Raw genomic sequence first — 19381 nt, 5'->3', positions numbered from 1 at the left:
ATAATTGCTCGACCAACTTAAATCTACCATTCTAATAACAATAAACATAATAATCACAAAACAGCCAGGTTGATTTCATGGACAGAACGCAAATCTGGGTCAAGGCACTACTGGAAGCCGGCCAGACCGAAATTGAACTGAACAAGATAGTTAAACAAATCGGTGAACATCTTGGTGCTGACTTAAGCCTGTTATTTTGGGGAAGCCCTCCTCATGCCGGAAAATTCTGGACACTGCGACATGGTATCGAAGAAGGTGATTACCAGTTTTATCTACGTCACAGCAATGATGATGCCTATTTGAAGCATTACATCAGCCAATCCCTGACCGGAAAAATGATACAGTTACAAGAAATGCTGCCACTAAAACATATTCATGACGGCTGGTTTCGGGAGGAAATGGTTCCACGCCTTGGTATTCGTTATTCAATCAGCGGGCTCTACCCTGTTGCTCCGGGCCAAATGCTGGCAATTACCTTTCACCGCTACCAACAACCGTTCAGCCATAGAAGCAAACTGATGATGCAGCAGCTTTTGGAACAACTGGTTCCGTGGTGTCAGTATTTTATCGCCCGTGACAAACTCGAAAGCCTCTATGGCTCCGCCCCGATAACCCGAAGCATGATGAAACTACCGGAAACTCTTACGCAAGCTGAGCACCATGTCGTATCCCTGCTCGCACAGGGTTATGACGGCAGTGAAATAACCGAAATGCGGGGGGTATCCAAAGAAACCACCAAGTCGCAAATCAAAAGTATTTTGCGTAAAACCGATTGCAGACATCAGAACCAGCTACTGCATAAAATTTACAGCGGCGACTGATCCAACCTCACTTTTTTTGCTGTCAAAAGCCGAGTAAATCAACCTTAAAGGGCTGAATATAAAAGCATCCGCTTAGTATTCAGGGTATACTTATACCCACTAAATCCACTTATTCTTGACCCAAATACGGATCGCGTCATGGAAGCAGAACAACTTGAAATACTTGGTTTTATCAGCCAGTACCCTCCTTTTGAAAGCCTGCCCGAAGAAACACAACAGCATATAGCCCTGCAGGTTGAAGTTTCTTACTACCGAGCAGGTACAATGATTCTGAATTTCGGAGATGAAATCCATGACCTTTTTCTGATCCGCAGCGGCGCTGTTGAAATTTACCGCCGTAAAGGGGAACTCTACAACCGTATTGATGAAGGCGCCCTGTTCGGACAAATGGGGCTGCTGATGAACAATCGCGTCCGCATGCCGGCAAAGGCCATTGAAGACACCCTTGTTTACTGTATTCCAGAAGACTTATTTAACAGCCTTTATGACGAATTCGATAGTTTTGCCGACTTTGTCGAGGTCGAAGAAAGTGCAAGATTAAGAAACGTCGTTTCGAACCAGAGCGATGCAAACGACCTGACAACATCGAAAGTCCGCACCCTGCTAACCCGAGATCCGCTGATGATTGCTCGCGATGAATCTATTCAGGTTGCCGCGCAGACCATGGCGGAGGACAGTAGTTCATGCCTTCTAGTGGTTGATCCTGAAGCTAACAATGATGACGACGACGGTGATCACCTTGTAGGGATTATTACCGACCGTGACTTATGTACCCGGGTTCTTGCCTGCGGCATTGATGTGTCGACACCTGTTTCTGAAGTGATGACCAACGAGGTCATTTCATTGGACTATAACGCATATGTATTTGAAGCTATGCTGACCATGCTGCGTTATAACGTCCATCACCTTCCCGTCCTTAAAAACAGACGCCCGATAGGTATCATCGGCCTTACTGATATCGTTCGTTATGAGTCACAAAGCAGCCTGTTACTGGTTAGTGCCATCTTCCAGCAGCAAACCGTAGAAGATCTTAAGTCTCTGTCTGAGCAGGTTAAAGACTGCTTTGTGCGCATGGTCAATGAAGATGCCAACTCCCATATGGTCGGCAGCGCAATGTCGGTTATCGGCCGTAGTTTCAAACAACGACTGGCGGAATTGGCAGAAGAAGAGCTCGGCCCTCCTCCGATCCAGTATTGCCTTGTAGCAATGGGCTCAATGGCCCGTGACGAGCAATTGATTGTTACCGATCAGGACAATGCCCTGATCCTGGACAACAGTTATGACGAGCGCATACACGGCGAGTACTTCAGTAAACTGGCAACATTTGTCTGTGACGGCCTGGCTGCATGCGGATACAGCTATTGCGACGGCGAAGTCATGGCAACCAACCCGGAATGGCGCAAAACCCGCCAGCAATGGGAAGAGTGTTTTGCCGATTGGATAGACAATCCAAAACCACAAGCGCTTCTTAACAGCTCGATCTTCTTCGACCTTGACGGTGTTTGGGGACGGGAGAAATGGGCAGAACAGCTGAACAGCTTCATTGTTCGCCGTGCCCGAAGAAATAACCGATTTCTGGCCTGTCTCGCTCGTAACGCCATTCGCCGGACACCGCCGCTGGGCTTTTTCAAAGACTTCGTGATGGAGAAAGACGGACGCCACAATAACTCGATCAACCTTAAACGACGTGGCACAGCACCGCTTGCCGACTTGATCAGAGTTCATGCCCTTGCTGTCGGTTCCCGTTCTCAGAACTCCTTTGAGCGGCTGGATGATGTTATTGAAGCCGGTATTCTACCTAAAGGACGTGGACAAGATTTACGTGATGCGATGGAATTTATCTATATGGTTCGCATCCGCCACCAGGCATTGGATATTGAAGCAGGCATTGAAGCTGACAACAGTATCGAGCCGGAAAATATGTCTGACTTCGAGCGCAGAAACCTGAAGGCGGCATTTCAAATTCTAAGTAATGCACAGAACTTCATTAAGTTCCGCTATCAGGGCAACAGACGTTAATGAACAAAGAAAATTTTGATAAGACCCGGTCACTGATTAATACCCGGAATACACCGGACTGGCCGACATTCTTTTCTACACTGCATGATAAAGCTAAGGATGCGCGATTAAAGCGTTACTACAACACAGAACTTGTCAGCGGAGATACGCCGTTAAAGGATGTCGAATTTGTTGCTCTCGATTTTGAGACTACCGGATTGGATCCAAAGAAAGATGAAATAATCAGTATCGGGTTAGTACCGTTCAATATTAATCGCATCCGCTGCCGGGAATCAGCACACTGGGTCGTGAATCCACACCGCCCACTCAAAGAAGAATCCGTAGTGATTCATGGCATCACCGATTCAGAGGTAAGCGAAGCCCCGGACTTACTCAGAATTCTTGAAGGTGTACTTGATGCGCTGGCTGGCAAAATTGTTGTCGTTCATTATCAAAGAATCGAACGGGAATTCATGGACCAGGCACTTAAAACAAGGATTAATGAAGGTATTCGCTTCCCGGTTATTGATACTCTTGCTATTGAAGCCGCTATACAACAGCGTCTCTATGGCGGTGTCTGGAACCGTTTAAAAGGAAGGAAACCGGGATCTGTACGTTTAGGCAAAGCTCGCCAACGGTATGGTCTGCCAGCTTACCAGCCACATCACGCGCTGACCGATGCTCTGGCGACCGCTGAACTGTTACAAGCACAAATTGCTTATTACTTTTCACCGGAAACGCCACTGTCAGAAATCTGGCAATAGCATTATCATTGATGATACTTACCAAGATAAAAAAACGCCGCTGTAAACAGCGGCGTTTTTATTGTTATCTGATGATTAAAAAATTAATCACGAAAACGTTCAGTACTAAAGCCCATTAACAGACTAACGCACATCAGCAACAGAATGATAGTGAACGGCAATGCGGTGGAGATAGCACCGGCCTGCAAGGCTTCGATCGCTTCTGTACCACCGACGTAAAGCAGCACTGCGGCAATTGCACCTTCAATGGCAGCCCAGAATACACGCTGAGGCATTGGTGAATCCATTTTACCACCAGCGGTAATATTATCGATCACTAGGGAGCCGGAATCTGAAGAGGTGATGAAGAATACCATGACCAGTACGATCGCAATCACAGACAGTACGTTACTGAAAGGCAAAGCTTCAAACATTTCAAACATCGCCAGCGAAACTGATGTCAAACCATTCTCACCCAGGCTGCCAACACCATCGACAACCTGCTCAATCGCCTGGCCACCAAATACAGACATCCAAATCACAGTGATCAATGTCGGAACAATCAGCACTGCAACCATAAACTCACGAATAGTACGGCCTTTAGATACACGAGCGATAAACATACCTACGAATGGTGACCATGAAATCCACCACGCCCAGTAGAACACAGTCCAACCGTGCATCCAGGTCTGATCTTCTCGTCCATGCGGGTTACTCAACGAAAAGAAGTTTTCTGCATAACCAGCCAGTGTTGTCGGAATCGAGCCCATAGAAATAGCAAAACCAACCAAAGCAACAAACACCAGCAAAGCAAGTGCTACCAGCATGTTGATATTACTTAGCAGCTTAACGCCACCGTCAATACCACGAGCAACAGAAATAACAGCCAGTAAAGTAACAACCACGATTACTGCAACTTGCAGGGAGATACCGCCCTGGAAGTTAAACACATGCTCAATACCACTTGCAGCTTGCTGTGCCCCCAGGCCCAAAGAAGTTGCCAAACCGAACAGTGTCGCAAGAACCGCAAAGATATCAACGATATGACCAGGCCAACCCCATACACGGTCGCCAAGAAGCGGATAGAAAATAGAACGAATAGAAAGAGGCAGGCCTTTATTGTAGGCAAAGAAGGCAAGAGAAAGTGCTACAACGCCATAAATGGCCCAAGGGTGGAACCCCCAGTGATACATGGTGGCACCAAGTGCAACTTTAATTGCTTCCGGTGTATTCGGCGCAACATTCAGTGGAGTTTCATACCAACCGGTGTAATAAGCAACAGGCTCGGCCACACTCCAGAACATCAAACCGATACCCATGCCGGCAGCAAACAACATCGCCAGCCATGAAGTACGAGAATAATCAGCTTCAGCCCCTTTACCGCCAATTCTGATTTTTCCATAAGGTGAGAAAATAAGTGCCAGGCAAAAAATAACAAAAATATTTCCTGACCAAATAAAAAGAACATCGAAGCTATTAATTATGCTGTTTTTCACCCCGTTCAAGGCTGCTTTAGCCGTAACAGGATCACTAATTAATGCCGCAATAAGAAACAAAACAATCAAGCCAGCACTTGTACCAAAAACCGGATTATGAACATCAAACCCCCATTTCTGGATGTTATCCTGCCCAACCGTATAGTCAGTATTATCTATACTGTACTTATCAACTTTTTTCATCATTGAACCCTACTTGGCAAACCCTCAGCCAAGAATATTTAGCTCTATAAATAATTTTCGAACGCGCAGATCAAACCATTTCTGTAGTCAAAGTGTCAAGTTTAATTGGAAATATGCCTCTTTTGTGCACAATTCGAGCACCAAAAGCCAATTTAACCCACTTTTCAGTAATAAATTTACAAACCAATGTTTCGCACTCTAACAAAATAAGTGTAATTCAAAATAATTACGACTCTAACGATTCACTTCATCAGTTCGACTTTTACCCCAAAAAAACACACAAAAGTCTTAGTAACAAACTCTGTAAACAGATGGGGCAATGAGTCAAATTGAATGTAGAGACACAAAAAACGACCAGGAAAATAGAGCATTGCAGAGGGCAAACTCTTCCTGTTAATACGGAATATTGACGATCATTAAGTATGCTCTGACTGACTCAGCATTGATATTTCCAACACGATACATTCCTGCTCGCACAGAAACGGGCCGTGTGGCTCACCAGGCGTGCGATTAGCGTAATGCCCCTGTTCCAGCCAGATATTATTAGTTTGATCGTACAACCGACCAGAGATGATAAAGACTTCCTCAGGATAGGTATGCTGATAAACGCCGAAAGGTGTAGTGTCAGCTCCCGCCTTAAATCGAGTGAGACGTGTATAGTCCCCAGTTTCGTTGTCCATACTCAGGGTCACCTGTTCAATCATGCCATCGGTTCCTTCAACGACATGCCAACGATTATGGCTCGCTCCTGATAATGCATTCCAATAATTGACCGCATACTTTGCCATCGGCTCGCCTCCCCGGAGCGAGATAAGTAACACCTTTATATGTCTTAAAATAATGTAGAGCAAAACCCACCCTTCCGCCGACAAAGTTTGCTTTATCGATGAGAGTAAAGCCATCAAACAATGACATGCAGAAAAGTTTCACCACAAATTCACCCAACTTTAATACTCAACGAATAGCATCTAAAACAAACCACAACAAATAAGAAATAATGAGTACTACATAAAGGAACCCATGTTATGAGCCAATTCGATCAAAATGGTCAAAAAACACACTTTCGCCATGAAGAGCCAGAATTCAATAAACTTATTAATACATCACTTAACCGTCGCCGATTCCTGCAGGCGGCAACCGCCGGAAATGGGCAATAACCAGATGCTTTGCAGTAACCCTGTAACTGAAGAGGTGCGCCGCTTCCTTACCGGTCCAATTGCTTGTGAGATTACCGAGCTGGCTTTCACTCCGAATCAAACAACCATGTTCGTTGGTGTCCAGCATCCGGGTGAAGCGCTGGCTCCCTCACGCTTCCCTGATGGCGGAAACAGTATCCCCCGCTCTTCTGTTATCAAAATTACGCAGAAAAATGGTGGTATCATCGGCGCTTAAGTTTAATTAATGCGTCGCATTCAGTGGCGAGCTTGATGCTCGCCTCTATTCCTTCTCGATATCATTATTCTGACTGCTTCCTTGCCGAGCGATTAAACTCTTAACCTCATCCTTCAGCTTATCACTGAATTTCTCCATCAAAGCACGCAGTTTCGGTGTAATCACATTCACGCAAAAGGGTTTATTCGGATCCGAAAAATAATAATCCTGATATTCCGACTTCGATAATTTGAAGTCCTTGAAGTCAAGCACCTGAGTCACCAATGGTTGCTCAAAGTCACCTTGCAAAAGTGCCAAACTCTCTTGAGCCTGCAGCCTCTGATGGTCATCTAAGATATAAACAGCAGATCGGTACTTTTCTCTAAGCAAGTGTTCAGATGTAGCACTATGGGCATGAAGATGGATCTCAATCAGACTTTGCAGACTAATTTTCGACTCATCAAAAGCCACAATTACACCTTCAGCAAAATCACCAAGTTGTTTCGCTTGAATCCAGCCCTGTTCGACTTTTACGACACCAACCAGAGATCGAAAAATCGCCTCAGTACACCAGTAGCAACTCCCGCCAAATCCGATTCTTTGCATAGACTTAAATCTTATCGACAAAAACATCAACAATTCGATTGATAACATGAAATTGCACTACCCTTAAGGTAGGATGCGCTAAAGATATGATTCAATTGATATAACATTAACTATGAATAAAGCACAGTTACTTTCACATATTCTAGATGAACTGAAGAAGGTCCACCAAACTGCCGTGGATGCTGCGATGCGTGCCTATGAGACTGCAACAGATGAAGAAAATGTCCCGGAGCACAAATACGATACTTTAAGCCTTGAAGCCTCTTACCTTGCGCAGGGACAAGCCCAACGCGTTGCAGAATGTGAGGAAGATCTGGAGAAATTTACCCAGCTCACGCCGAAAGACTTTGATGCCGATGACCATATTGCTATGGGATGTCTTGTAAAACTCATTGACGAAGACGATGACGAAAAGTATGTATTCCTCGGCCCGGCAGCCGGAGGGTTAAAAATTACGTTTAATGGTATGGAAATAACCGTTGTGACACCTTCTGCGCCATTAGGTCATTCATTATCAGGAAAGATGCTGGATGATGAAATAGATGTGACTATTGGCAGCGAACACAAAATCTATGAAATCGCTGCCATCTATTAATTCAGGGTGGTCGACACAAGGCTTGTTATAAAGCAGCTTCAGATGCGGCCTCAACACCAAGGTGATAACCGGCATCCAGCTTTTCAAAATTCGTTGTTGTTCGACCTACAGCAAAACTCTCCGGTGGTACTATCACAACCAGTTCGCAGTCAGCCGGGGGATTTTCAATAAAATCGATAGCCCGATTGTAACTTTCAGCGCGATTAATCATGGCTTCCGACAGCTGTGGCGTATCTGACAATAATTTTCTGACAAGCCATTTATTGCGAACTGGTGACTTTCGGTATCCCCATGGGCGAGACAGAATAACCGTTATTTTTCTTGCCCCCATTTCATAAGCTTTAATAACAGGAATAGAATCAGCCACACCACCGTCTGTCATTGGCTTTCCACAAATCTGGGGATAATTACGATAAGCGATAGGAACAGAACAAGATGCCTTCAAAAGGTCATTCATATTATCCGCATTTGCTTCTATATAAGCGGCGTCACCCGTTTCTACATTTGTCGTAACAACATATAACGGGATTGGCTGTTTCTCAAAAGCATCAGTGTCGATATTAATCTCACGGATAGTAATATCCCACAGCCAGTCAAGATCTAACCAATGACCACCCTGCACGAAGCGACGAAAATCAATAAATTCAGGGCGGCAGGAGTAATCAGTGATAACTCGGTAATTACGGCCTCGCTGGTTGGCAAGCCAGGCGGCAAGATTTGTTGAACCAGCAGAGACACCGATACAGAAATCAAATGGTCGGTAAGACTTATCGATAAAGCTATCGAGAACGCCTGCAGCAAAGATCCCCCGCATTGCACCACCCTCAACAACCAAAGCTGACGAACCATGATACTGACTGCCTTTTTGAGCCATATTTAAATCCTTATAGTCATCTCCGTCGGTATTTTATATTTATAAGCCTAATATAATCTGAATGACATAAACATTAATTATCAGAATGTTATACTGTTTTTAAATATAGATAAAAGCCTGACTCAGATCTCGCCAATAAAAACAATAAACACGCTAGTTACTACCTTTCAGATACTTCACATGCGCTTCCATTTCTTCACCGATCTGCTTTCGCATATTCATCAGTTTTATCGCTGAGTCATGTAATTGCCTGTCTTCCTCCGTGGCAGGAACCCACTCGGGTACAGTTGTCGGTTTGCCCTGTTCGTCAACAGCAACCATTATCACGATACAGTGAGTTGTTAAACGCCTGTCGAGAGTTTTGGGATCGCTAGCCTGAACGTCAATGGCAATATGCATAGATGTTTTACCGGTAAAAATGACTTTTGCTGCAACCTCAACCAAATTACCAACATGGATAGGTTGTACAAAGCGGATTCCACCAGCATATACGGTAATGCAATACTTACCACTCCACCCTGCTGCACAGGCATATGCCGCAAGGTCGATCCATTTCATTACAGCCCCTCCATGTACCTTTCCACCAAAGTTTACATCTCCGGGTTCAGCAAGAAACCTCAGTGTAACTTCACGTTGACCACTGCTCATGAGCTTAATTCCATTAAATTTAAGAACATTCAATAAATAATGGTAGAAGCATTTAGAACAAACATACTATTTTGAGTGTACTCCTGAATTATTAACGGTTGATTTTCTGTTGCTGCATAGCAAGTCGATTAATATTCGAACATCTCCTTGTCGCCCCTAAATATGGAGAAAATCATCATGCTCATATCGTATACAATCTCAATCAATTAAAATTAAATGTACATTATTTAGTTTTAAATCAATGCGTTAATAAAAAGTCTTATTTCTTAAAATTGAGAAAAGTGTCTAATTTAGTAAACACTATACTCTTGGTACCCTTAACGGGTAACCAACGGAGGATATTATGATCTCAAGAGATCCTAAAAATGAACTTTGTCGCCAACTTGAAAGAGCAAAAGACGACCTTGAATTTTCATTATATATTGCAACCGATTGTGCAAGGCAAGGTAGAGCAACACTAACAGATATTCAGTATGATGAAATCAAAAATAATTTTGATAGTGTTACCACTGTTTTAAATAGCATTAAACAAAAATAGAAACTCTAGATATATAAGCCTCAAAACCCTGAGGCTTATTAAGGAACCAACAGTTCTTAGTTCCATGCAATATTCTTTGAATATATATCTAATTTTTCATAAGAAGTTACCGTATAGGTAATAAAAAAGCGCCCTGTGAGCGAAGCGCTTTTAAAAAATGAAAGAATCATTTGTAAATACGAAAAATTGATTCTCTTTTTCTGATAACCCGACTGTAATTACAATGGATTAGCTTTCTTCTGCGCCCCGAAGCGATCAGCATCTACACCTTTTTTCCAGTAACCTACCGCGGATACATTTAGCCGATTAAAACCTATATCGTCTTGCAGCACAGGGCGAAGTGAGCGAATGGTTCTTGCCTCAAGTCCTAAGAATACATGGGTATCCTTCGACATATCTCCCGCTGTCTCAATAACCTTCTCTTCCAATGTAATTGTGGCTTCATCCTCAATAAACCATTCAGTATTGAGTGAATCGTCATAGTCCATTTCTATAATATCGGCACGAGTCGGAACGGAAACGATAGCTCTTACATCCGCGTCTTTTTTAAATCTTGGAACATAACCGTTTATCGCATTTACAGAAGTAAGATCGCCAACCAGCAGATAACTGTGGTGATCATAGTTAGTCATTTTCATCGGCCCTGGGCCTGCAATAGTGACACAGTCATCAACTCTTGCATTCATCGCCCAGTTAGTTGCAGGTCCGTTATGACGATTAACAACAAAATCCAGCGCTAACTCATTGGTTTCTTGATTAAAAAATCGAATCGTGTATGAACGCATCTTAAGCTCATTTTTGTCGTCCTGTTGCAGAACAACTTTCACATAAGAACCTTCCTTACCAACTGGAAAATCTTTCAGACTGTCTCCAGCCACCACAATACGACGCAAATGAGGTGAAAGCTCAATTATTTCTGAAACATGTGTTACTCGCATATTTGGCTTTTTCTGCTTCACTCGTTTTTCCTCTTTTGCCTGACCACATCGACATAGTTGATAACATCAACCATAATACAAAAAGGTTGATATTGTCAACCAATAACCAAGGCTATCTTTATCAGAGCTGACCCGGACAAACAAAATTAAGTTTGTTTACAGAACGGATGAACAGAAGGAGATCAACAGAATTAAATATGGCAAAGTCGCTTGATACAGGGGCCATTCTGGCTAGTGCAAATTATCAGTTTGTTGGATGAGGTTCGCTATAAAGCTTTTAAACTATGCTTTCAATAAAATAGTATTGTTTTACAGTCGCTTACTTTCACTCTCAACTGTATTTGATCATAAAAAGTCCCCCAATAATTTATGTCCAACTATTGGGGGGGCAAATTCATGATGTGGGGTCTTTTATTGGCTTAAGCAAGATTAGAAGCTATAAGCAATAGACGCTTTAAAGTTTCGACCAGCTTCGTAACTAGTGTACTTATCTGAACCCCAAGAGATACCAAAACCAGTATGCTCCGCATATTTCTTGTTGAGCAGATTATCAACCGCTAGGTTAATCGACAAATCTTTAGCGAAATCTGGTACATAAGCAGCCCAAATATTGTGTGTACCAAAGCCTGCGCGTTCAACTTTATCACCATCTTCATCTGTGTAGTCGTTACCAGGGACAAAGCGAGAATCCCAACCAAACACCAGCTCATTTGTTAGACTGTATTTGAAACCAGCTTTGATGTTGTGAATACCTGTTTTGTTCATGTGACTTGTTTTACCATTTTTCAGGCTTGTTTGTTCACCATCTGAGTATGAGTGGTTCGCATACAGAGCAAAGTCTTCCAGGCTGTATGTAAAGACAGTTTCCACACCCCAAACTTCAACATCATATTGGTTTGCCAACGTTTTGTTGTTCTTTGTTGGGTGCATTTGATTGTCCAGATCGTACTGGTAAGCCGTGAAACCAAGGATAGCATGATCGGCCACTAGTAAATCTGACAAGTCATAGTCAAAGCCCGCTTCATAGTTGTTACCTGTCATCGCTTTAGTATCTGACTGAGTCACATCACTCGCAGCTTTCATGGTAAGAGTTTCTGGCAGCGATGCACCTTTAAACAAACGACCATAGCCAACACGTAGTCTTAGGTTATCAGTTGTTTGATGTTCAGCTTGGAACTTCGGTGATAACTGGTCATATTCACCTGTAAACACACCACCTAGTTTATGGATATCGTAACGAAGACCTGCAACAAAGCGGAAGTCACTGATTTCAAAAGCATCTTGAGCATATAAGCCATATGCAGTAACGGTACCACCGTCCATGTCATAGTTCTTAGTCTGGCCTTGCTTAGAGCCGGAATTGTAAACACCTATCCCAGAATCGATCCACTGTTTGGCTTCATACCCCTCGAAACCATAAGTCAGTTCATGCTCACCAATCCAAGAAATATTGCGAATATCACCACCAATCGTAGTCACGTTGTATTCACGATCTGGAATAGATAGATCACCATCTTTCGTGAATTCCCACGCACCATTCACTTTATTCCACTCACCGTATTCTTCCGTTAACGCATCACGCTCCATGTACTGGCGGTTGTAGTAAAGGTTTGTTTTCAGATTAACCCAATCACTACCATTGTCGTAATGGTGTACAAGTGTCACTGTGTCACGGTTGATTGAGTTATAGTTATGCTCATTATCGGCGTACAACGCTCCCGCTTTTTCACCAGAAAGCTGGCGTTTACCACCGTCTCGGTATGTGTCGAACGTCAGTTTGAATTCGTTAGCATCATTAGGAATGAAAACGACCTTAGCAAGACCAGATTTCAATTCACCTTGTTTAGAAGTTACATCATCTTTTCCTGGAATGCAGAGATCGCCATCTTCAGAGTAGTTCGCAATCCCCATAAACTGGAGTTTATCATTCAGCTTGGCGTAGACGGCTACATTCGTCGTGAAGCGCTCATATGCAGTTTGATAACCTGTTTTAACACGGGCTCCTACACTTTCGTTATCACGCAGCAAATCACTTGGATCTTTTGTTTCGTAACTGAATGAACCATTAATTGCTCCGGCCCCAGAAAGTACTGAGTTCCCACCTAGCGTGATTTCAGCCGACTTAAGCATAGCCGGATCAAAGGTTTGATCGCCTGAGTGGTGGAAAAGTTGTCCCTCTTGGCGAGCACCATCAATAGTGACTACCGAGAACTTATCTTCCATACCACGAATAAATATTTTACGAGAATACCTTGCGTTACCGTCCACTGTTACACTCGGCATCGTGTTGAGCACATCCTTAATATCAGACGCTTGCTTTTGTTCTAGAGTTTCTGAGTTAATTTCAGTCTGAACATGTTGATCAAGGGCAGAGCCGAGAACAACTACAGTTTCATCAGTAGCATGAGCAGCAAAAGAGGCGATAGCAAAGGTTATCGCCACTGAAAGTGAATTACGTTTCATAATGGTCCTTATAGTATTATAAATAACAACTTCGAGACCGCATGATACACAATGAGAATGATAATTCATCTCATTTACACTCTTTACATTTCCATGCTTTATGGATACAGAATGAACTTAAGAAAGGGGGAGCCTCGCAAGAGATACATAAAAACTATAGGGAGCAGCCCTCAATACTGTTTGATGTTATATCACTTTCAGCACGAAGAACCGATTTAGGGCAATCTGCCAAATCTATTCACATTGAGGAAACTAAACTGGCAGATTGCATTCAGGCTAATCCATTGTGAACACTAATCCAATTAAAAATCACAAAATCAATCACCAATACACAGGCTTGCTGATTGCCTCAACACAAGATGAATTCCCTTTGATCGGCGCTACCTTCTCACTAACCAATGATTGAGCCAGCCAGCCTTCCGGATAGGTTAAGGCCAACGGCGCTTTGATTTGCTCTTCACTCACATGCGCGAAACCCACTTTTGAGTAAAAGTTAGGGTCACCATAAGTAAATGCCAGTTGGACTCCGTGATCTTTCAGGGTTTGCAGACCAAAATTAATCAATGCCTGCCCCACTCCTTTCCCATGCTTGGCGGTTTGTACGGCAACAGGACCTAAAAGGAAAGCACTAATTTGAGTTTCGAATGTCAGTCTCGAAAAGATGATACTACCTATGATCTTTTTATTCTCAGTAGCTACAAATATAAAAAGATCATTGCTGTCTGTAATATCTATTAGATCGTAAGCTAAATCGCCGATTAACTTACCTTCTGTTTCACCTTCCGAATCTGAAAAGGTATTACAGAAAAGCTGTTTAATTTCTTCTTTCTGACTTGAGTTGTATATTGATAATTTCATTTCTAATCCAATAATTCATACGCCAAAAACATCACCATCATTGCGAATAGATATGTTGCTTCAGGCTTTTTTTAATATAAACATCTGGTAGTCAAATTCGCTTAATCGACGATGATAGATATCCAGTTCTGCTTCCAGATCGTGTAATGCATCTGAGTGTGGCATTTCACTTTTTAGTTCATTTACCCGAGACTGAAGCGGTTCGTAATATGCGGCCCATGCATCTTCGCTTAATGCGAAGCTGTCCAAGACCTCATATCCCCCCTCTTTCGCTTGTTTAGTTCGCTCTTTTACCGATGTCATATCCGGATATTCTTTCTGCCAAAAAGAGAGCGCATCTTCACTGGGAGAATCAGTACTCCAAACTAGGTCACTCAGCACTAAAATACCATTGCTTGTAAGTAAGCTGCGCCATTGCTTAAGGGCGTTAGCGACACCCATGATATAGGCGCTACATTCTGACCAAATGAGGTCAAATGATTCAGCTTCGAAAGGCATATCTGTCATGCTGGCACACACGGTAGTCACTCGTTCTGCCAATCCTTGTTTCTTTGCACGATCCATTAGTCGGCTTAACGAATTTTCATGATTATCCAACGCCGTAATGTGTGCTGAGCTGTGTTTTGCCAGTACCGTTGTTGCGATACCCTGACCACATCCGATTTCTAATACCGCCTCAGACTTAAACGGCACTTTAGACAGCGCTAACAATGTCTCTTTTTCAGAACCCGGCCCCCATCTGTCCAAAGGTGTGAAAACCTTATTGAAGTCCGCCATATAACAATCATGTTTATTCATATCTTTTGACAGCCACCTCAACCTTAATGCTTCTTTTTCACTGAACCCCTGACTGATTAACCACGCTAAGTGCGCTTCAGGCGCAACCTTATCCAGAGATTCATGCCATTCGGTTAATCGACTTTCTCCTAATAAAGCACCTAATAGCTGGCGTGATTTCTGTTTTTGAACGATCTCTTCATCGAGTTGATTAAGTCGCTCAAGTAAAACCTGACGATCCACCTTAGCTTCTAAACACGCTTTACACTCTTTAAGCGTCAGCCCGCCTCCCTGAAGCTGCTGAATTAATCTAAGACGTTGAACATCTAACTCGCTGTAAGACCGATAGCCATTGCTCTGTCTCTTACCACTTATCAATCCAATCTTTTCGTAATAAAGCAGTGTGGTTCGTGACAGCCCAAGCAGTTCTGCCAGCTCTGATATCCGATACATACCTTGTTTCCTGCCGGGAGGTCATAGTGACAATACAGAGAATCTTAAACTGTAGAGTTGTAGACAGGTCAATCATTTTTTCTAACTGTTCGACCCAATCACATGGAATAAGACACACTTCAGTCATAGCGCAACTAAGCTATCGTTATGCTGTGTCACCCTATATTCAGGAGTGCTAATACATGGCTTGGGGACAAAAACGTGCGAATAAGTTCGATTGGTTGGTAGGGATTACTTGGGGATTGGTGGCAGCCGGGCTTTTGGTTTTACCGCCATTGGCGGGGGCTTTATTTTCCGGAGAACCGCTGTCGCAATATCTGTCCTTGCAACCTTCGACGCTTTATGTAGAACATCCCCCTTTCTCATGGCCGGTATTTATCTTGCTCTCGTTATTGATCTTGACTTGCATATTGCCTCTTTTTTACCGTCTTATGAGTGTGACCGGAGGCCCTGCTCCTCAACAGTTTTCATTTCCCTGGTGGGGATGGCTTGGTATCGCATTAATCACTCTAAATTGGTTGCTGGCCTGGACGGATTTTGACACTACAAGTGATTGGCAACGCTACACATTCACGCCACTCTGGCTTGGCTATATTTTGTTAATCAATGCGTTAACCGTAAAGCGTAGTGGAAGCTGCCTGCTTCTGAAACAGCCAGGTAAGTTTATACTGCTCTTTCCTGCCAGCATCCTATTTTGGTGGTTCTTCGAATACCTCAACCACTTCGTACATAACTGGTATTACATAGGCCCGCCAATTTCCACTGTAACCCGGGTTTTAACAGCCAGTTTGTCATTTTCTACAGTGCTTCCCGCTGTAATGAGCACCGTCTGCTGGATGGCAACTTTCTCTCGCATGAACCACGCTTACACTAATTACTGGAAGCTCAGGATATCTTGCCCTCGTCTGCTCGCAATTCTTGGATTAACGGCTTCGACTCTGTCTTTGTTTGCTTTAGGAGCTTGGCCGGACTCTTTGTATCCTCTGGTCTGGGTATCGCCACTTATTGTATTACTGTCACTACAGGTGCTGGCAGGAAAACAAACCGTCTTTTCTTCAATGCAAAAAGGCGACTGGCGCCCTTTCAGCCTGCCGGCTCTGGCCAGTCTTCAATGTGGTTTCTTTTGGGAAATGTGGAACTATGGCGCGGCGGCTCCGTGGAAATATAACATTCCTTACGTAGACCGTTTCCATATCTTTGAAATGCCTTTACTGGGTTATGCCGGCTACTTTCCGTTTGGCTTAGAATGCATATTGGTTGCATCTTTACTGGATATTGAGGTGCATAAAGGCTCATCCACTTCACACACCTCTTAACGCTAATTATCGTGTAAAAACAAACTTCATCAAGTCTTCATGAATACATGCTCAATACGTATTGAACTGATAAGATCCAGTCGATTGTTCACCGACGTGATCAATCATAAAGCTTAATTCTTCTGCTGAACCAATTTTATAAGAAATCATCTCATCAGCATGAATTTCCTCACCGGTTTTCTCTGAAATAAAGCGGGCTAATGCTTCAGAATTAAGTTGCCCATCAATATTCTTGAGCTGATTTAGTTCATCATCATTCAAATCAAGTGCAGTTCCCGGCAAATAAATTGTGCCGTAATATAAGTCGATGCCAAATGCGACCAACCCCGGAACAATAAACAGTAGCAAACCCGCCGCATTCAAAACCGCGATGGCAGGATCAATATTCCCGCCTTTTTGCCCCTTCCTTTCTGGGTGTAATATAGTTCCGCAACCAGCTAATTGAACCGCCATTATTGTAGTTAACGTGACAGCCAATACTTTCCTCTTCATACGGTCTCCTTACCCTATCAGATTCCCTTCTCATTCCTTCTACTAATTATGGATATGAATTAAACAGATGCATATACCGAATTGAGTCTTCATAACCAGCCACTTCTAATCAAACAGTCATATATTAAAACCGAACGAATAAGCCCCATCTATTTGAAACCTCTGTAACGTATTGATATGTATCAATACACAAGTCGAATAATTCATTGACCGAAAGCAAATTAACACCAAAATTGCACTGCAACAAATTGCAATAATTATGGTACCATCCGCAACCATACAGAATCCTCATATATGGCTAGGAATAAAATAATGAAGAAAGGACTAATTGGCTTAATCACAGCCATTGCTCTATCACCAGCATTGGCAAACGCACAGTCGTACGGTATGGGTGCCGGAGCCGGACTATACCTTGGTATGTCAGCAGGTAAAACTGAAGTAGAATCTTCAACCCTTGATAACGCAAACTCCCTGACGGGGGTTAATGTCGATGACTCTGACACTGGATTTAAAGTATTTGGTGGTACCCGTATTAATCCAAATATGGCCGTAGAAGTCTTTTACAATGACTTTGGTGAGTTCTCTATCGACACACCAGCGGCATCATTCACTTCAACCACTGAAGCAAGCACTGTGGGCTTTGCCTTTACCGGTATTTTACCTGTAACACCTGACATTGAGGTTTTCGGTAAACTTGGCATGCATTCATGGAAAACTGATTTTAAATCTAACGACGGTCAATCAAATGATGACGATGGTTTTGATGCAACCTTTGGTGCAGGTGTGGCATTGAATATTCAACAAATCACGATTCGTGCTGAGCTTGAGCGATACAAATTAGACAGTGACGATGTTGATATGATGTCAGTGGGTGTGGCTTATCGATTCTAATGCTTGATGCATAAAAAAACGATAAATTCTATGCTTCATAAATAAAAAAGGCGAACCAATGAGTTCGCCTTTTACTATAAGTGCTCAACCTAATTTTAGTACCAGACACTTTATAAATTTGTGCTCTTTTAGAGCAGTCAAAGCACTCACGGTTCCAATCATCTTGTATCAGCTGTAAAGTACGCAGATTCATTACCCTAAGGGCATGATGTCCATGGTAATAACTGCGATTTTATATACTTAAGACACCCACCTTTATCCAACATGTGATAATGCTTTGTGCTGTAATAAACAGGTGGGGTGCAGTAACAAGAAGTGAAAACCATATGAATTTTGATGACAAAGTAATTGATAGCCTAGATGAACTAGAAGCTTTCCTGCTGGCTGTTGAAAGTGGTGCGTTGGGCCTGACAAACGTTGCAGGTGTTGCGATGGCAACCAGCAATGCCGATGGCCGCCCTTTTGTTGCAGTGTTGGATGATAAACATCAGCTGATTCTTGGCCGTTGGGTATCTCAGGATGTTTACGAGAACGGAAAAGATCTTGTGCGCTATGGGCCGAAGAAGAACTTACACTAAGCATTTCGTTCACAGCAGCTCTGCATAATTGAATCTGCCTAACAGGCACTTTTAATAGCAAACGCCACCAGCAAAAACTGGTGGCGTTTTCTTTAAGCGATCAATGGAAATATCTCTAACCAATTATTGTCATCTCATTCACAACAAATGAATCAACCGCACCTTCTGTTGCCGCCATATAGTCCTTCAAATGCTGTGCGTTCATATGGGCTTGCCATAACTCTCGAGATTCCCAGTTCTCATAAAACAAAAAGTGCGCTCGGTTTTCATTGTCTTGATGCAAATCATACTGCAGGCATCCCTCCTCAGCACGAGTGATATCTATCAGTTTTTCAAGTTCTGTTTTAACCAATTCTGCCTTGTCAGCCTTAGCGATAATATTTGCAACAATCGTCAATTTTGCCATTCCGTATCCCCTACCTTCTTACGGATTCATTTCAAATTACGTTGGAACAATAATAGAAGGCGATAGCACTGTTTTAAACTGAGTCCTCATTGAATCATTATCAAATAACTTTTGATAATCTGGTGAATACCTTCTTAAATACAAACTCACACAGACTTCTACTTAGCAACTTAGGCTCAGAAAGCCCTCCCATCATATGCTTTATTTCACTCGCAAAAATCCAATCCGATTTTCGTGTATTACCAAGCCCTTGTGATTATCGCCGAAGGGTTGAAACAAGAATTTGGAAAACGCTCTCATTAATGTTCCCACCACTTAAAATTATCAGGCTCCAAA

The 19381-nt window shown here is 42.9% G+C and carries 20 protein-coding genes and 1 pseudogene; 10 read left to right on the top strand and 11 right to left on the bottom strand.

Features of this window, described 5'->3' with window-relative positions:
- The first annotated feature begins 77 nt into the window (after positions 1–77).
- From AACQ93_RS20485 to AACQ93_RS20475, 3 genes are all read left to right on the top strand, one after another.
- Complete coding sequence (locus tag AACQ93_RS20485) at positions 78–821, top strand: helix-turn-helix transcriptional regulator (protein WP_064608298.1); 744 nt, start codon at positions 78–80, stop codon at positions 819–821.
- Positions 822–959: 138 nt separating this feature from the next.
- Positions 960–2840, top strand: a complete 1881-nt coding sequence (locus AACQ93_RS20480) for a DUF294 nucleotidyltransferase-like domain-containing protein (protein WP_064608296.1) — start codon at positions 960–962, stop codon at positions 2838–2840.
- A complete protein-coding gene (locus AACQ93_RS20475; protein WP_064608294.1) occupies positions 2840–3583 on the top strand; it encodes a 3'-5' exonuclease in 744 nt (247 codons plus the stop codon). Before AACQ93_RS20480 ends, AACQ93_RS20475 begins: the two co-directional genes overlap by 1 nt.
- A gap of 83 nt (positions 3584–3666) precedes the next feature.
- On the opposite strand, the gene AACQ93_RS20470 is transcribed toward AACQ93_RS20475, so the two are convergent.
- Entirely contained in the window at positions 3667–5244 is a 1578-nt protein-coding gene (locus AACQ93_RS20470; RefSeq protein WP_064608292.1) for a BCCT family transporter, read from the bottom strand.
- 413 nt (positions 5245–5657) lie between these two features.
- Positions 5658–6029: a cupin domain-containing protein gene (locus AACQ93_RS20465; RefSeq protein ID WP_064608290.1), complete on the bottom strand. Its 372-nt coding sequence runs from the start codon at positions 6027–6029 to the stop codon at positions 5658–5660.
- 237 nt (positions 6030–6266) lie between these two features.
- On the opposite strand from AACQ93_RS20465, the gene AACQ93_RS20460 reads away from it, so the two are divergent.
- Together AACQ93_RS20460 and AACQ93_RS20455 are read left to right on the top strand one after the other, a co-directional pair.
- Positions 6267–6398, top strand: a complete 132-nt coding sequence (locus AACQ93_RS20460) for a hypothetical protein (protein ID WP_255377261.1) — start codon at positions 6267–6269, stop codon at positions 6396–6398.
- A pseudogene (locus AACQ93_RS20455) lies at positions 6391–6633 on the top strand (alkaline phosphatase PhoX); the annotation flags it as partial. The gene AACQ93_RS20460 and the pseudogene AACQ93_RS20455, both read left to right, overlap by 8 nt.
- 45 nt (positions 6634–6678) lie before the next feature.
- Here the strand turns inward: AACQ93_RS20455 and AACQ93_RS20450 are convergent.
- Entirely contained in the window at positions 6679–7266 is a 588-nt protein-coding gene (locus AACQ93_RS20450) for a peptide-methionine (S)-S-oxide reductase (RefSeq protein ID WP_064608286.1), read from the bottom strand.
- A 64-nt stretch (positions 7267–7330) separates the two neighbouring features.
- Here AACQ93_RS20450 and AACQ93_RS20445 point away from each other — a divergent pair, with 64 nt between their 5' ends.
- Complete coding sequence (locus AACQ93_RS20445; RefSeq protein WP_064608284.1) at positions 7331–7813, top strand: GreA/GreB family elongation factor; 483 nt, start codon at positions 7331–7333, stop codon at positions 7811–7813.
- A gap of 25 nt (positions 7814–7838) precedes the next feature.
- Here the strand turns inward: AACQ93_RS20445 and AACQ93_RS20440 are convergent, their stop codons facing one another.
- The gene (locus tag AACQ93_RS20440; RefSeq protein ID WP_064608282.1) at positions 7839–8687 is read right to left on the bottom strand and encodes a patatin-like phospholipase family protein; all 849 of its coding nucleotides are present in this window, start codon (positions 8685–8687) and stop codon (positions 7839–7841) included.
- 153 nt (positions 8688–8840) lie between these two features.
- A complete protein-coding gene (locus AACQ93_RS20435) occupies positions 8841–9335 on the bottom strand; it encodes an acyl-CoA thioesterase (RefSeq protein ID WP_064608280.1) in 495 nt (164 codons plus the stop codon).
- A gap of 343 nt (positions 9336–9678) precedes the next feature.
- On the opposite strand from AACQ93_RS20435, the gene AACQ93_RS20430 reads away from it, so the two are divergent.
- On the top strand, positions 9679–9873 hold the full coding sequence (locus AACQ93_RS20430) for a hypothetical protein (protein ID WP_064608278.1): 195 nt from the start codon (positions 9679–9681) through the stop codon (positions 9871–9873).
- A gap of 218 nt (positions 9874–10091) precedes the next feature.
- Here AACQ93_RS20430 and AACQ93_RS20425 read toward each other — a convergent pair whose 3' ends face one another.
- The 4 genes from AACQ93_RS20425 to AACQ93_RS20410 all read right to left on the bottom strand — a co-directional run bounded on the left by AACQ93_RS20425 (position 10092) and on the right by AACQ93_RS20410 (position 15362).
- Positions 10092–10832: a siderophore-interacting protein gene (locus AACQ93_RS20425; RefSeq protein ID WP_084419358.1), complete on the bottom strand. Its 741-nt coding sequence runs from the start codon at positions 10830–10832 to the stop codon at positions 10092–10094.
- A 408-nt stretch (positions 10833–11240) separates the two neighbouring features.
- A complete protein-coding gene (locus AACQ93_RS20420) occupies positions 11241–13274 on the bottom strand; it encodes a TonB-dependent receptor domain-containing protein (RefSeq protein WP_064608277.1) in 2034 nt (677 codons plus the stop codon).
- A 321-nt stretch (positions 13275–13595) separates the two neighbouring features.
- Positions 13596–14132: a GNAT family N-acetyltransferase gene (locus AACQ93_RS20415; protein ID WP_064608275.1), complete on the bottom strand. Its 537-nt coding sequence runs from the start codon at positions 14130–14132 to the stop codon at positions 13596–13598.
- Positions 14133–14192: 60 nt separating this feature from the next.
- On the bottom strand, positions 14193–15362 hold the full coding sequence (locus AACQ93_RS20410; RefSeq protein ID WP_064608273.1) for a MerR family transcriptional regulator: 1170 nt from the start codon (positions 15360–15362) through the stop codon (positions 14193–14195).
- Positions 15363–15544: 182 nt separating this feature from the next.
- Here AACQ93_RS20410 and AACQ93_RS20405 point away from each other — a divergent pair, with 182 nt between their 5' ends.
- Complete coding sequence (locus tag AACQ93_RS20405; RefSeq protein WP_064608271.1) at positions 15545–16678, top strand: hypothetical protein; 1134 nt, start codon at positions 15545–15547, stop codon at positions 16676–16678.
- Between the two features lie 51 nt (positions 16679–16729).
- On the opposite strand, the gene AACQ93_RS20400 is transcribed toward AACQ93_RS20405, so the two are convergent.
- A complete protein-coding gene (locus tag AACQ93_RS20400) occupies positions 16730–17170 on the bottom strand; it encodes a hypothetical protein (RefSeq protein ID WP_064608269.1) in 441 nt (146 codons plus the stop codon).
- A 312-nt stretch (positions 17171–17482) separates the two neighbouring features.
- Between AACQ93_RS20400 and AACQ93_RS20395 the strand changes: the two genes are divergently transcribed.
- Together AACQ93_RS20395 and AACQ93_RS20390 are read left to right on the top strand one after the other, a co-directional pair.
- The gene (locus tag AACQ93_RS20395) at positions 17483–18061 is read left to right on the top strand and encodes an outer membrane beta-barrel protein (protein WP_064608267.1); all 579 of its coding nucleotides are present in this window, start codon (positions 17483–17485) and stop codon (positions 18059–18061) included.
- A gap of 326 nt (positions 18062–18387) precedes the next feature.
- Positions 18388–18639, top strand: coding sequence for a hypothetical protein (locus AACQ93_RS20390; RefSeq protein ID WP_007465514.1), 252 nt, complete (start codon positions 18388–18390; stop codon positions 18637–18639).
- A gap of 115 nt (positions 18640–18754) precedes the next feature.
- Here AACQ93_RS20390 and AACQ93_RS20385 read toward each other — a convergent pair whose 3' ends face one another.
- Positions 18755–19045, bottom strand: a complete 291-nt coding sequence (locus AACQ93_RS20385) for a putative quinol monooxygenase (RefSeq protein WP_064608265.1) — start codon at positions 19043–19045, stop codon at positions 18755–18757.
- Between the last annotated feature and the right edge of the window lie 336 nt (positions 19046–19381).

The organism is Photobacterium sp. J15, from assembly GCF_963870815.1.
In the GTDB taxonomy this organism is placed as follows: domain Bacteria; phylum Pseudomonadota; class Gammaproteobacteria; order Enterobacterales; family Vibrionaceae; genus Photobacterium; species Photobacterium marinum.
The sequence above is the reverse complement of the archived record's forward strand: the minus strand, read 5'-3'. Positions and strand labels throughout refer to the sequence as shown.